Annotated in this window: 12 protein-coding genes and 1 riboswitch; of the genes, 2 read left to right on the forward strand and 10 right to left on the reverse strand. The window is 66.1% G+C overall.

Annotation, left to right across the window (positions count from 1 at the left end; translation table 11 throughout):
- Nucleotides 1-90 precede the first annotated feature (90 nt).
- From AB0J47_RS08010 to AB0J47_RS08040, 7 genes are all read right to left on the reverse strand, one after another.
- Entirely contained in the window at nucleotides 91-1,146 is a 1,056-nt protein-coding gene (locus tag AB0J47_RS08010; protein WP_364341794.1) for a PHP domain-containing protein, read from the reverse strand.
- Between the two features lie 5 nt (nucleotides 1,147-1,151).
- The gene (locus tag AB0J47_RS08015) at nucleotides 1,152-1,733 is read right to left on the reverse strand and encodes a dihydrofolate reductase family protein (protein ID WP_364341796.1); all 582 of its coding nucleotides are present in this window, start codon (nucleotides 1,731-1,733) and stop codon (nucleotides 1,152-1,154) included.
- Between the two features lie 55 nt (nucleotides 1,734-1,788).
- Nucleotides 1,789-2,649 (reverse strand): bifunctional DNA-formamidopyrimidine glycosylase/DNA-(apurinic or apyrimidinic site) lyase, encoded by an 861-nt coding sequence (gene mutM, locus AB0J47_RS08020; protein WP_364341798.1) that lies wholly within the window; start codon nucleotides 2,647-2,649, stop codon nucleotides 1,789-1,791.
- A gap of 159 nt (nucleotides 2,650-2,808) precedes the next feature.
- Nucleotides 2,809-3,531 (reverse strand): ribonuclease III, encoded by a 723-nt coding sequence (gene rnc, locus AB0J47_RS08025; RefSeq protein WP_364341800.1) that lies wholly within the window; start codon nucleotides 3,529-3,531, stop codon nucleotides 2,809-2,811.
- Between the two features lie 22 nt (nucleotides 3,532-3,553).
- Nucleotides 3,554-3,736 (reverse strand): 50S ribosomal protein L32, encoded by a 183-nt coding sequence (gene rpmF, locus AB0J47_RS08030; RefSeq protein WP_014987105.1) that lies wholly within the window; start codon nucleotides 3,734-3,736, stop codon nucleotides 3,554-3,556.
- Between the two features lie 61 nt (nucleotides 3,737-3,797).
- Nucleotides 3,798-4,424: a DUF177 domain-containing protein gene (locus tag AB0J47_RS08035; protein ID WP_364341802.1), complete on the reverse strand. Its 627-nt coding sequence runs from the start codon at nucleotides 4,422-4,424 to the stop codon at nucleotides 3,798-3,800.
- A 177-nt stretch (nucleotides 4,425-4,601) separates the two neighbouring features.
- On the reverse strand, nucleotides 4,602-5,348 hold the full coding sequence (locus tag AB0J47_RS08040) for a DivIVA domain-containing protein (RefSeq protein ID WP_364341804.1): 747 nt from the start codon (nucleotides 5,346-5,348) through the stop codon (nucleotides 4,602-4,604).
- Nucleotides 5,349-5,654: 306 nt separating this feature from the next.
- On the opposite strand from AB0J47_RS08040, the gene AB0J47_RS08045 reads away from it, so the two are divergent.
- Nucleotides 5,655-6,170, forward strand: coding sequence for a GtrA family protein (locus AB0J47_RS08045; protein ID WP_364341806.1), 516 nt, complete (start codon nucleotides 5,655-5,657; stop codon nucleotides 6,168-6,170).
- A 57-nt stretch (nucleotides 6,171-6,227) separates the two neighbouring features.
- Here the strand turns inward: AB0J47_RS08045 and coaD are convergent, their stop codons facing one another.
- The 3 genes from coaD to AB0J47_RS08060 are packed head-to-tail and all read right to left on the reverse strand — an operon-like array spanning nucleotide 6,228 to nucleotide 10,729.
- Complete coding sequence (gene coaD / locus AB0J47_RS08050) at nucleotides 6,228-6,713, reverse strand: pantetheine-phosphate adenylyltransferase (RefSeq protein ID WP_364341808.1); 486 nt, start codon at nucleotides 6,711-6,713, stop codon at nucleotides 6,228-6,230.
- A 54-nt stretch (nucleotides 6,714-6,767) separates the two neighbouring features.
- The gene (rsmD, locus tag AB0J47_RS08055) at nucleotides 6,768-7,328 is read right to left on the reverse strand and encodes a 16S rRNA (guanine(966)-N(2))-methyltransferase RsmD (protein ID WP_364341810.1); all 561 of its coding nucleotides are present in this window, start codon (nucleotides 7,326-7,328) and stop codon (nucleotides 6,768-6,770) included.
- Nucleotides 7,325-10,729: a pyruvate carboxylase gene (locus AB0J47_RS08060; protein WP_364341812.1), complete on the reverse strand. Its 3,405-nt coding sequence runs from the start codon at nucleotides 10,727-10,729 to the stop codon at nucleotides 7,325-7,327. The genes rsmD and AB0J47_RS08060 overlap by 4 nt, the downstream gene beginning before the upstream one ends.
- A 233-nt stretch (nucleotides 10,730-10,962) precedes the next feature.
- A riboswitch (cobalamin riboswitch) is annotated at nucleotides 10,963-11,267 on the forward strand.
- Nucleotides 11,268-11,408: 141 nt separating this feature from the next.
- Here AB0J47_RS08060 and metE point away from each other — a divergent pair.
- Entirely contained in the window at nucleotides 11,409-13,664 is a 2,256-nt protein-coding gene (gene metE, locus AB0J47_RS08065; protein ID WP_364341814.1) for a 5-methyltetrahydropteroyltriglutamate--homocysteine S-methyltransferase, read from the forward strand.
- Nucleotides 13,665-13,761 lie beyond the last annotated feature (97 nt).

The following is a 13,761-nucleotide window of genomic DNA, read 5'->3' on the forward strand; positions in this document are numbered from 1 at the left end:
ACCAGTGTTCGGCAACAGTTAACCGGATGGTCGGAAGCTGGCGCCGAAATCATCTCCGAACAGGTCGGCCTGCTCGTGCTGAAGCGACGATCAAACCACGTCCCCGGCTGGCGATTTGGTCCAGGCAAGCAGCTTCTCGGTTGGCCAAGTGTTGATAACCCGTTCCGCCGCAACATCGTTCGCGACAGCGCGCTCGCAGCCGTAACCCAGCCAGTCCAACTGACCAGGGGCATGCGCATCGGTGTCGATCGAGAAATAGCATCCCATCTCGACCGCCATCCGCAGCAGTCGCGACGGCGGATCGAGCCGTTCGGGCCGGCTGTTGATCTCCACCGCTGTCCCGTAACTCCGGCACGCCTCGAAGACGAGTTCGGCATCGAAACTCGACTCCGGCCGCAGCCCCCGCTGCCCCGCGATCAGTCTGCCGGTGCAGTGGCCCAGCACATCCACATTCGGATTCGCCACCGCATACACCATGCGCTTGGTCATAGCCTCGCTGTCGGCACGCAGATGCGAATGTACGCTGGCCACAACGATATCGAGTTCGGCGAGCAGATCGCTGTGCTGATCCAGGGCCCCGTCGTCGAGGATGTCCACCTCGATTCCGGTGAGAATTCGGAATGGCGCGACTCGTTCGTTCAGCTCGGCGACCACATCCAACTGCCGCCGCAATCGGTCGGCCGAAAGTCCGTTGGCGACGGTCAACCGCGGCGAATGATCGGTCAGCGCGCAGTATTCGTGTCCGAGCGCGGCCGCGACTCCCATCATCTCCGCGATCGGACTGCCGCCGTCGGACCAGTCGGAGTGGGTGTGCAGATCGCCGCGCAACTGGGCCCGCATGGGCTTGCCCGGTCCCCCGATGGGCTGCGCGGCCTTGCGCAGTTCGCTCAAATAGTCCGGTACCACACCGGAATACGCCTGCTCGATGACGGCGGCGGTCTTGGGGCCGATCCCCGCGAGTTCTTGCCAACTGTGCGCCGCCCGATGGATCGCCCGCTCGCCCTCGGGCAGCTGCGCCACGATGTCGGCAGCCCGCCGATACGCCTTCACCCGATGTGTTTGCGCCCGTGCGCGTTCCAGCCAGAAGCCGATTTCGCGCAGCGCCTCCACCGGACCCGGAGCGGCGATCGAATCGTCTTCCGCCACAGCGGTTACCGAATCCGGCTGTACTTCACGAAGGCGACGCCGTCCTCGAAAACCCGGCTGGTGATCACCCGGAAGCGGGCCGCCTCGGGCAGGCGCGGGCCGGCACCGAACAGCGGACGGCCACTGCCGAGTACGACCGGGTACAGCTTCAGGAAGATCTGATCGATCTCCGGCAGCAACACCTGCGCCAATTCCCCGCCGCCGCACAGCCAGATCCCGAGTCCGTTGTCCCGCTTCAACTCTCGCACTGTGGCGAGCGGATCGGCCGAGATGAGCTCAACCGACGGATCCGGGCTCTCGGGCAACGTCGTCGACACGACGAATTGACGCAGATGCGAATACGGGCTGGAGGTTCCGGTCCGCACGCCGAAATCGTGGGTCTTGCGACCCATCAGCACGGTGTCGAAGTAACGGTTGCGCTTATCTATGCCGAGGGCCTCCCGCACCTTCGTCGGCAGGGTCTCCGGGTACTGCGCGGTGATCGCCGGGCCGTGATCACCACCGACCGGGAAGAAGTCGACCGACCCCTCCTCGGTGGCGATGAACCCGTCGATAGTCGATGCGACGTAGTAGGTGAGCTTGCGCATAAGTCCTTCCTCCACGGCCGGTCTAACCGCCTAAAAGAACGGTAGCTCGCCAACCCTAACGGCGACGGGGCTTCGGTTGGCAGCGCGGGCAGGAGTACGAAGAACGATTCATGAACTTCTCCCGCAGGATGGGCGCACCACAGCGACGGCAGGGTTCGTCCTCGCGCCCGTAGACCGCGAGCGAACGTTCGAAGTAACCGGATTGGCCGTTGACATCGACATATAGGGCGTCGAACGAGGTGCCACCGGCCGCGAGCGCCTCCTCCATCACCACGCCGACCGCGGTGAGCAGGGTGCGTACGGCGGGTCTGGTCAGGCCGGATGCGAGCCGGTTGCCGTGGATCTTGGCCCGCCACAGTGATTCGTCGGCATAGATATTGCCGACGCCGGAGATCACGGTCTGATCCAGCAACACCCGCTTGATCTCGGTTTGTTTGGCGCGTACCGCTGCCACCACGGCCTCTGGGTCATAGCGCGGGTCCAGTGGATCCCGGGCGATATGTGCGACGGGCTCGGGCACCAAGGTGCCGTCGACCTCGACCAGCGGTGCGAGCGCCCAGCCGCCGAAGGTGCGCTGATCGACGAAGCGCAATTGCGTGCCGTCGTCGAGAGTCGCGAGTATATGCGCGTGCTTCTCCACCGGAGCATCGGCGGACCGCACGAGCATCTGCCCGCTCATACCGAGATGGACGACGAGCGAGGTGTCCGGATCGTCGAAGGTGAGCCACAGGTATTTGCCGCGACGCTCGGCGGCGCAGACCCGCAGACCCTTCAACCGGGCCGTCAGATCGTCCGCGCCTTCGAGATGGCGGCGCACCGACCTGAGATGGGTCACCGTGACGGATTCGACGACCCGCCCGACAACATGTGCGGCGAGTCCGCGCCGGACGACCTCGACCTCGGGCAACTCGGGCATCAAGCACTCCTATCGACCACGCGCGAGTCTTACGAGCACCCGTTCGCGGCCTGTCTCGCATCCGGGTGGCCGAAGCGCATCCGACGCCGTCGCGAGTCTCGGCCACTCGGAAGCGAGACGCCGGGGGCCGCGAATACGCGGTGCCGTAGGCACCGCAAATTAGATACTGTCGGTCAGCGCCTGATAGGCGGCGCCAGCGGCCTTCTGCTCGGCTTCCTTCTTGGAGCGGCCGACACCCTGACCAAACGGACGACCGCCGATCACGGTGGTCGCGGTGAATTCCTTGTCGTGGTCGGGGCCGGTCGAAGTGATCTCGTAGCTGGGCACGCCGAGGCCACGTTCGGCGGTGAGCTCCTGCAGGCTGGTCTTCCAGTCGAGTCCGGCGCCCATCCGCGGGCCGCGCTCGAGTAGGTCGGCGAACAGGCGCAGCACCACCTCGCGCGCGATATCGATACCGTGCTCGAGATGGACCGCACCGAGCAGCGACTCCATGCCATCGGCGAGGATGCTGGGCTTATCCCGGCCGCCGGTGAGCTCTTCGCCCTTACCGAGCAGCAGGTGCACGCCGAGCCCGCCTTCGCCGAGCCCGCGCGCCACCTCGGCGAGCGCGTGCATATTCACCACGCTCGCCCGCAGCTTGGCCAGTTCGCCCTCGGACTTGTCCGGGTGCTCATGGTAGAGCCGCTCGGTGATGCTCAGGCCCAGGACCGAGTCGCCCAGGAATTCCAGACGCTCGTTGGTCGGCAGCCCGCCGTTCTCGTATGCGTACGACCGGTGCGTCAGCGCCAGGCGCAGCAAATCGGCCCGCACGTCGACGCCGAGCGCCGCGAGCAGGCTCGCATGTTCACCGGACGCGCCGGGTTCGTCCTTGCTGGCGGTCACGTCGATACGACAGGTCGAACGATCAGACAGCAGCGGTGACCTGGCGGCCCTTGTAGGTGCCGCAGGAGGGGCATGCGATATGCGGCAGCGTCTTCTCGCCGCAGGCGCGGTTCGGGCACGTGATCAGGGTCGGCGCGGTGGCCTTCCACTGGCTGCGCCGCGACCTGGTGTTGGAACGGGACATCCGGCGCTTGGGAACGGCCACGACTACTTCTCCTCTTGTCCTATTGCTCGCCAGTTAGGCAGCATGGTCTTACTGGTCTGGTCTAAACGTCTGGGTTGGCACCCGCATTGGGGCTGCCGTTGCCGGGCGACTCGGCGGCGAACTTCGCCAACCCGGCCCAGCGAGGGTCAAGTATCTCATGCCCGTGGCCGGAACCCGCAATCGCCATCCGGACACCGCATTCCGGACACAGGCCCGCGCAGTCCGGAGTGCACAGCGGCTGCAGTGGCAGCTCCAGGCCGATCTGGTCCGTGATCACCGGTTCCAAGTCGATCGTGTCGTCCACGATGCGGTAGATCTCGTCGTCCTCGGTGGTCTGCTCGGTGGCGCTGTCCGGATAGGCGAACAGTTCCGTGAGCTGAATATCCACCGTGCCGGTGAACGGTTCGAGGCAGCGCGAGCACTCCCCTGCTGTCGGTGCGGCGACCGTCCCGGTGACGAGCACACCTTCGGACACCGCCTGCAACTGCAGATCGAGGTCCACCTCGGCGCCCACCGGAATGGCGATCAGATCCAGCCCGATCCGCTCGTCGATGGTGACCACGCGATGCAGCGCTTTCATTGTGCCTGGGCGGCGGCCCAGGCTGATGACATCCAGCACGAAACCCGCGTCCGGCGTGCGGCGTGCGGCCGTACGAGGACGCGAAGCGGGACCGGAACCGGCGGACATCACGAACTCACTTCATATTCGAGGGGAAATGGGCAACCAGTCCACAATACGCGAGGGCACGGTGAAGACCCAAACCGTCTGGGTCGTTCCGACCGTGCCGCCCGGCGACCTTCGCCAACAGTACGGATGTCGAGGGGCCGCACGGCTGGAGCGGGCCGAAGGGCCGGGTGGGGTGGTTCAGCGGCGATAGTCGGCCGCGTAGTCCGGAGCGCCCGCACCCGAGCGCAATTGGTGACGTCCGCCGCGCACGGTCCGCAAGGTGGCGTTGAGGGTCTCCTCGAAGTCGGCGAGCCTGCTGTCGACGTACTGGTCACATTCGTCGCGCATCCGATCGGCCTCTTCGTTAGCGCCGTCGATCAATCGAGCCGATTCGGCATGCGCGGCCCGCACCACTTCGGTCTGTGTGACCAAGCGGTCGCGCTCGGCCTCACCTTCGGCGACCGAACGGGCATAGGATGCCTTGCCCGCCTCGATCATCCGCTCGGATTCGATGCGGGCCCTACCGGTCACGGCCTCGAATTCGGCATTGCCGTCGGCGACGACGCGGTCGGCCTCGGCCTGTGCGGTATTCACCAAGTGGTCGGCGTGCGCGCTGGCCTCGGCGACCATGCGGTCGGCGTGCGCCTTGGCGTCGGCGAGGATCCGGTCGGCCTCCTCGCGGGCCGATCCGATGGTCTGGTGTGCCTGTTCGTTCGCGGTCGTCACCGTCGTCTCGGCGGCCGAACGGGCGTCGGAGACGATCTTGTCGCGATGATCGAGCACATCCTGGGCGTCGTCGAGTTCGCCGGGCAGTGCATCGCGCACGTCGTCGAGCAGTTCGAGCACGTCACCGCGCGGCACGATGCAGCCGCGGGTGGGCGGGATGCCGCGCGCTTCTTCGACGATGGCGACCAGCTCGTCGAGAGCTTCGAATACGCGATACATGCTCCTACCCCACTCTCGTGCAGACCTACGGCGAAACTTTCCGCCGTAGGCCAAGTGTGCCTCTCGTCACGGCTCGTGCCGAGTCCCCCACCGGTGTGTCGTGTAGGTGTCTCGTACGCCACAAAAACAAGTGGAGGATATGTCTCCACTTGGTGTTACATTTGTCCAGGAAGGTCGCAGACAAGATCTTCTTAAGTGGATCGCAGGCCCTGACCGGGACTGTGGGGATAGAGGAGGCCGACCGGGCGGATTGCGATGACCATCGCGGTTGTCCGTACCGAAGGCTCGTGTGGGATCGGAAAGACAATGACCGTACTGGAACTACCGCGGACGGCGGTTCTGCCGACAAGCAGCCTGTACACGCCGTGGGCGGGACCGTACCCGGTGCTGCAGTCGGTGACGGCCGCTCGGTTCGGCCAGTTGATGCAGTATCTGCGTGGCGATCGGGCGCTGGCTCAGCTGATCCGCTTCGCCCTGGTCGGCGGTTCCAGCAATGTCGCCTATGTCCTGCTGTTCTTCGCGATGCACGGCGTCGGTCCCCTGGTCGCCAATATCGCGGGCTCGGTCGTGAGCACCGTGATCGCCAATGAAATGCACCGTCAGCTCACCTTCCACGCAGCGGGTCGGGTCGGCTGGTTCACCGCACAGTGGGAGGGCGGCGGGCTCGCGCTGGTCGGACTCGGGATCACCACCGCCGCACTTGCCGCGCTCGAGGTGTGGATGCCAGGTATGGGCGGTACGTTCCAGGCCGCGGCCATTCTGGCCATCACCGCCGCGGTGGGCGGTATGCGCTTCCTCGCCCTGCGCGGGTTGGTCTTCTGAGCCTTTATCACGAGTCCGCCCCGGTTCTTCGGAACCGGGGCGGATTTCGTTGGGCGTTCAGCCTTTGCGTTCCGCGAGGCGATCGACCAAGCGCTTGTGGACGGCGGGCGGAAGCATATCGGTGACATCGCCGCCGTAGGTCGCGACTTCTTTGACCAGTGAGCTGGACAGGAAGCTGAAGGCCGGGTTGGGGGCGATGAAGAAGGTGTCGACGCCGCTGAGCTTCTTGTTCATCTGCGCCATCTGCAGTTCGTAGCCGAAGTCGGTAGCATCGCGCAGACCCTTGACGATCGCGCCGATGCCCTCCTGCTTGGCGAAATCCACCAGCAGACCCTGCCAGGACTCCACCCGGACATTGGGCAGGTGCGCGGTGGCCTCGCGCAGCATCTCCATGCGCTCCTCGACGCTGAACATCCCCTGTTTCTTGGGATTGATCATGACGGTCACCACGACCTCGTCGAACTGGGCCGCGGCCCGCGCGAAGACGTCGATATGTCCATTGGTCACCGGGTCGAACGAGCCCGGGCACAACGCTTCTGCCATGGACAGACGGTATCAGGAGGCCGGATCGTGACCTCGAATGCCGCGATGGCGGAGTTACTCCGGGGCGAACTCGGCTAGTTCGATGCGGGTTTCGCCGTATTTGCGCGCCTTCGCGGGGATATAGCCTGCGGGCCAGACGATCTCGGGTGAGCGGATGGAACGCTCGACTACGACGAGGGCGTCCGGTGCCATCCAATCGTGTTCGGCGAGGGCGCGGAGGTCGGCGGTGACCGTCGCGGTGTCGACGTCGTAGGGCGGATCGGAGAAGACCACGTCGTACTTTCCCGCACCGCCGCCCGCCAGGACGGTGGCGACGGAGCCGATGCGGAGTTCGGCACCCGGCAGACCGAGGTCGGCGATATTGCCGCGCACGATGGCGGCAGCCTTGCGGTCGGACTCGATAAGCAGGGCGTGCATGGCGCCGCGTGAGAGGGCCTCCAGGCCCAGTGCACCGGATCCGGCGTAGAGGTCGAGTACCCGAAGGCCGTCGAAATCGATGCGGGCGTCGAGGGCGCTGAACAGGGCCTCGCGCACCCGATCGGAGGTGGGGCGCGTGCCCGCGGGCGGGACGCGTAACCGGCGCCCGCCCGCGGTACCCGCGACGATCCGGGTCATTCGGCCGCGGACTCGCGCACCGTCAGTTCGACCAGCAGGTCACCGCCTTCGACCTGCTGTACCTTGCCGATCGCGACGCGCCCGACGATGCCCCCGCGCGGCGCGGTGATCGCTGCCTCCATCTTCATCGCCTCGATGGTGCCGACGGTATCGCCCGCCGCGATCGAATCGCCTTCGGACACGGCAAGTGTCACCACACCGGCGAACGGGGCAGCGATATGGCCCTGGTTGTTCTTATCGGCCTTCTCTGCGGCCGGGATATCGCTGGCGATGGAGCGGTCGCGCACGGCGACCGGGCGCAGTTGGCCGTTCATGATGCACATGACCGTGCGCATACCGCGCTCATCGGGTTCGGAGATGGCCTCCAGTCCGATCAGCAGGGTGACGCCCTTCTCCAGTTGCACACGGTGTTCTTCGCCGCGACGCAAGCCGTAGAAGAACTGGTTGGCCGACAGCCCCATGGTGTCGCCGTACTTTTCGCGGTGCGCGAGGAATTCGGCGGTGGGGCCGGGGAAGAGCAGCCGGTTGAGCGTGGCACGGCGCAGTTCGGAGGAACCGGCGAGTCCGGCCTCGTCCGCCGGGGTCAGCGGGGTCTCCGGCTTGGCCGGTCCGCGACCGGCCAGTGCCCGACTGCGGAACGGCTCGGGCCAGCCGCCCGCCGGATTGCCGAGTTCGCCACGCAGGAAACCGATTACCGAATCCGGAATGTCGTAACGGCCCGGATCGGCGGCGAAGTTTTCGATGTCGACACCGGTGCCGACGAGTGCGAGCGCGAGGTCGCCGACCACCTTCGAGGACGGGGTGACCTTGACCAGGCGGCCCAGAAGTCGGTCCGCCGCAGCGTATTTCGCCTCGACCTCTTCGAAGCGGTCACCGAGACCGAGCGCGATCGCCTGCTGCCGCAGATTCGACAGCTGACCGCCCGGGATCTCGTGGGTATACACCCGGCCGGTCGGCGCGGGAAGCCCGGATTCGAAGGGCGCGTACACCTTTCGCAGCGCCTCCCAGTACGGCTCCAGGTCGCAGACATTCTGCAGGTTGAGGCCGGTGTCGAATTCGCTGTGCGCCGCAGCCGCCACGATCGCGGAAAGCGCTGGCTGAGAAGTGGTTCCGGCCATGGCGGCACTCGCGCCGTCGACCGCGTCGGCACCGGCCTGCCAGGCGGCGAGATAGGTGGCCAGCTGACCGCCGGGAGTGTCGTGGGTGTGCACGTGCACCGGCAAGTCGAAGTTCCTGCGCAGCGCGGAGACCAGGGTCGCGGCGGCCGGAGCGCGCAGCAGGCCCGCCATATCCTTGATGGCCAGCACGTGCGCGCCCGCATCGACGATCTGCTCGGCGAGCTTGAGGTAGTAGTCGAGGGTGTAGAGGTTTTCGTCCGGATTGGACAGGTCGCCGGTGTAGCTCATCGCGACTTCCGCGATGGCCGTACCGGTTTCGCGCACCGCATCGATAGCCGGGCGCATCTGATCGACATTGTTGAGCGCGTCGAAGATGCGGAAGATATCGATACCGGTGTCGGTCGCCTCCTGCACGAATGCGCGCGTCACCTGCTCCGGATACGGTGTGTAGCCGACCGTGTTTCGTCCGCGCAGCAGCATCTGCAGACAGATATTCGGCACCGCCTCGCGCAGCGCGGCCAGCCGCTCCCACGGGTCCTCGAACAGGAAGCGCAGCGCCACATCGTAAGTCGCGCCGCCCCAAGCCTCGATGGAGAGCAGTTCCGGTGTCAGACGCGCGACATGTCCGGCGACACCGAGCAGACCATTGGTGCGCACGCGGGTGGCCAGCAGCGACTGGTGCGCGTCGCGGAAGGTGGTATCGGTGACGCCGACGGCCTTCTGCTCGCGCAGCGCCTGCGCGAAGCCTTCGGGGCCCAGGCGCAGCAGCCGCTGACGGGAACCGTCCGGCGGCGGCACGCTCAGATCGATGGCGGGCAGTTTGTCGTGCGGATACACCGTGGTCGGACGCTCGCCGTGCGGCTTGTTGACGGTGATATCGGCGAGGTAGTTGAGGATCTTGGTGCCGCGGTCGGCCGAACCGCGCAGGGTCAGCAACTGCGGGCGCTCATCGATGAACGAGGTGGTGACCCGGCCCGCCCTGAAGTCCGGATCGTCGAGCACCGCGAGCAGGAACGGGATGTTGGTGGTGACGCCGCGAATGCGGAATTCCGCGAGTGCACGGCTGGCGCGCGCCACCGCAGCGTGCAGATCGCGGCCGCGGCAGGTGAGCTTGACCAGCATCGAGTCGAAGTAGGCGCCGATCTCCGCGCCCAGGTTCGCGCCGCCGTCGAGGCGGATGCCCGCGCCACCGGGGGTGCGGTAGGCGGTGATGCGGCCGGTGTCGGGGCGGAAGCCGTTGGCCGGATCCTCGGTGGTGATCCGGCACTGCAGGGCCGCACCGCGAATGGCGACCTTGTCCTGGCTCAGGCCGAGCTGTTCGAGGCTCTCCCCCGTCGCGATGCGCAGCTGGGACTGCACCAGATCGACATCGGTGATCTCCTCGGTCACCGTATGCTCGACCTGGATGCGCGGGTTCATCTCGATGAAGACGTGGTTGCCGCGCTCGTCGAGCAGGAATTCGACGGTGCCCGCGCAGCTGTAGCCGATCTGGCGAGCGAAGGCCACGGCGTCGTTGCAGATGCGCTCGCGCAGTGCGGGATCCAGGTTCGGGGCGGGCGCGAGCTCGATCACCTTCTGGTGGCGGCGTTGCACCGAACAGTCGCGCTCGAACAGGTGCATGACATTCCCGTGCTGGTCGGCCAGGATCTGCACCTCGATGTGGCGCGGGTTCACCACGGCCTGTTCCAGGAAGACGGTCGGATCACCGAAGGCCGACTCCGCCTCACGGGATGCGGCCTCGATCGATTCGCGCAGCTGTGCCGGATCGGCCACCCGGCGCATACCGCGCCCACCGCCACCCGCTACGGCCTTCACGAAGATCGGATAATCCAGGACCTCGGATGCGGCCAGCAGTTCGTCCACATCGGCGGAGGGGGCGCTGGACTTCAGCACCGGCAGCCCCGCCGCCCGCGCCGCTTCGATCGCACGGGCCTTGTTACCAGCCAGTTCGAGCACGTCGGCCGACGGACCGATGAAGGTGATGCCCTCGCGGGCGCAGGCCGCCGCGAGGTCCGGGTTCTCGGAGAGGAAGCCGTAACCGGGGTAGATGGCGTCGGCACCCGCGGACTTGGCCGCCGCGATGATCGCCTCGATCGACAGGTACGCCCGAACCGGGTGCCCCTGTTCGCCGATCTGGTAGGACTCCGCGGCCTTCAACCGGTGGACCGAGTTGCGATCCTCGTACGGGAAGACGGCGACTGTCCCGATGCCGAGTTCGTAGGCCGCACGGAAGGCGCGGATGGCGATCTCGCCACGGTTGGCAACCAAGACTTTCGAGAACATTGAACTAAGGTACCCGCCCCGGAATCGTGGCCTGACAGGGAAGTCCCTTTCGCAGGAATCTTCACAACGAGTCCTAGCAGGCTTGCGAAGTTGTGTTCATATCGCTGACACATAACTGTGTGTTGACTGGCGTAGCACGGAAATCGGATGGCGCTACCGACTATGCTGGTCGACGCAGCTGGTTCGCCGTGCGCAGACGAGATGGAGCCCCATCGTCGCGTTACGGAGTCGAGTTCGCGGATCGGGTAACCGGTGCGCGGACGAGAGGGAACCCGGTGAGAATCCGGGACTGTCCCGCAGCGGTATGCAGGAACGACCGCCGTCATCAGCACTGGGTAGGCCGTAGCGACTGCTTGCAGGTCGCTCGAAATGGTCTGTAGCGACTGCTTGCAGGTCGCTCGAAATGGTCTGTAGCGACTGCTTGCAGGTCGAAATGGTCAGCCCGGGAAGCGACGGCCAGTAGGTGAGCCCCGTACGGGGTCGGCCAGAAGGCCCGTGCCCGCAAGTCCGAAGACCTGCCAGCCGTGTCGGATACGCCGTATCCGGCGGCCACCGCCTCGTGGACTGGGCGCGCGGACCTCTGGGTGTGATTGTCGGGCTCCGTCGGTGCGCCGGCACGTCACTCGGTCTCCGCTAGCTCGTAGGGCGATGGTCTTCGATCTCAGCACTGGAGAAATTCGTGACTGTTACGCATAACCCGTTCACCGCGACGGTTCTCGGTCTCCCGAGGGTGGGGCCGCACCGTGAGCTCAAGCGCGCCACCGAGTCCTACTGGGCCGGACGCATCGACGCGCAGCGGCTGCACGCGATCGCCGCTGACCTGCGGCACAATCAGTTGACCGAATTGCAGCGGGCCGGTCTGGATTCCATCCCAGTCGGCACCTTTTCCTATTACGACCAGGTGCTCGATACCGCCGTGCTGCTCGGCGCGCTGCCGCCCAGGATGGCCGGTATCGCCGATCCGCTGGATCGCTATTTCGCGGCGGCGCGCGGCACCGATACGGTCGAGCCGCTGGAAATGACCAAGTGGTTCGATACCAATTACCACTATCTGGTGCCGGAAATCGGTCCGGAGACGGTGTTCTCGCTGGATCCGTCGAAGGTGTTGGATGAGCTGCGGGAGGCGCTCGCACTCGGGGTGCCCGCGCGTCCGGTGGTGGTCGGGCCTATCACCTTCCTGAAGCTGGCGAAGGCGACCGGTGGTGCGGCGTTGGATCGCCTGGAGGAGTTGGTGCCGCTCTATCGGGAGCTGTTGCGGCTGCTGGCCGCGGCGGGCGCGCAGTGGGTGCAGCTCGACGAGCCGGTCCTGGTCACCGACCTGACGGCTGACGAGGTGGAACTCGTACGGCGCAGCTACGCCGAACTATCGGCCGCGACGGATCGTCCAGCACTGCTGGTGGCCACCTACTTCGGCAAGCCAGGTGCTGCGTTGAGCGCTTTGGCCGAGACCGAAATCGAAGGTATCGCACTGGATTTCACCATAGACGCGGACTTCTCCGGTGTGCCGGCACTGGTGAACAAGCTGCTGGTGGCGGGTGTGGTCGACGGGCGAAATGTCTGGCGGGCCGATTTGGATAAGGCTTTGACGATGCTCGGCACGCTGCTGGGGTGCGCGAAGTCCGTTGCGGTATCGAGTTCCTGCTCGTTGCTGCACGTGCCCTACACCTTGGCGAGCGAAACCGGCCTAGACCAGCGGCTGCGTTCGTGGTTGGCCTTCGGTGCGGAGAAGGTCGCCGAGGTGCGGTTGCTCGCGACCGGACTGAGTGCGGGGTCTGAGGCGATCTGCGATGAATTGGCCATGGTCCGTGCCGCTCTCGCCACTAGGCGCACCGATCCCCGGTTGGGCAATCCGCAGGTGCGGGCGCGCCTGGCCACGCTGGGTCCCGATGCAACTCGGCGGGCTCCCGCGCAACAGCGGCGGCCATTACAGGCCGAGCGGCTGCGGCTGCCCTCGTTGCCGACGACGACGATCGGTTCGTATCCGCAGACCTCGGCGATCCGGCTGGCGCGTGCGGCACTGCGCAGGGGTGAGATCGATCAGACCGAATACGCGCGGCGGATGCGGTCGGAAATCGCGGATGTCATCGCGTTGCAGGAGAAACTGGGCCTGGACGTGCTGGTGCACGGCGAGCCGGAGCGCAATGACATGGTGCAGTACTTCGCCGAGCAGCTCGACGGATTCGCCACCACCGACGCGGGCTGGGTGCAGTCCTACGGCACCCGTTGCGTGCGGCCACCGATTCTGTTCGGAGATGTGGCGCGGCCCGCACCGATGACGGTGGATTGGATCGGCTACGCGCAATCGTTGACCGATAAGCCGGTCAAGGGCATGCTGACCGGCCCGGTGACGATTCTGGCCTGGTCATTCGTGCGCGATGACCAACCGTTGGCGGATTCGGCACGTCAGGTGGCGCTGGCGATCCGGGACGAAACGGTCGATCTGCAGGCCGCGGGTATTCGGATCATCCAGGTCGACGAGCCCGCACTGCGGGAACTGCTGCCGCTGCGCGCGGCCGATCAGGGCGCGTACCTGGAGTGGTCGGTCGGCGCGTTCCGGTTGGCGACCTCCGGGGTATCGGATGCCACACAGATCCACACCCATCTCTGCTATTCGGAATTCGGTGAGGTCATCGATGCGATCGCCGGATTGGATGCCGATGTGACCTCGATCGAGGCGGCGCGCTCGCATATGGAAGTGCTCGACGACTTGAATGCCGCGGGCTTCGATCTCGGCGTCGGACCGGGTGTGTACGACATCCACTCACCCCGGGTGCCGAGTGTGGAGGAAATCACCGCCTCCCTGCGCGCCGCACTGAAGGCCGTTCCCGCCGAACGGCTTTGGGTCAATCCGGACTGCGGGTTGAAGACGCGTGGACCAGTCGAGGTCGAGGCGTCATTGCGCAATTTGGTCGCTGCTGCGGCCGCGGTGCGCTAGAAGATCGTGCAGCCCGATAGCGCGGTTTGGTCACCGCGCTATCGGGCTGCGTATCAATGAGATTCGGCCCCGGGGAAGGGCCGGAGCCGACGACGCG

This window comes from Nocardia sp. NPDC049737 (genome assembly GCF_040674755.1).
Lineage (GTDB): Bacteria > Actinomycetota > Actinomycetes > Mycobacteriales > Mycobacteriaceae > Nocardia.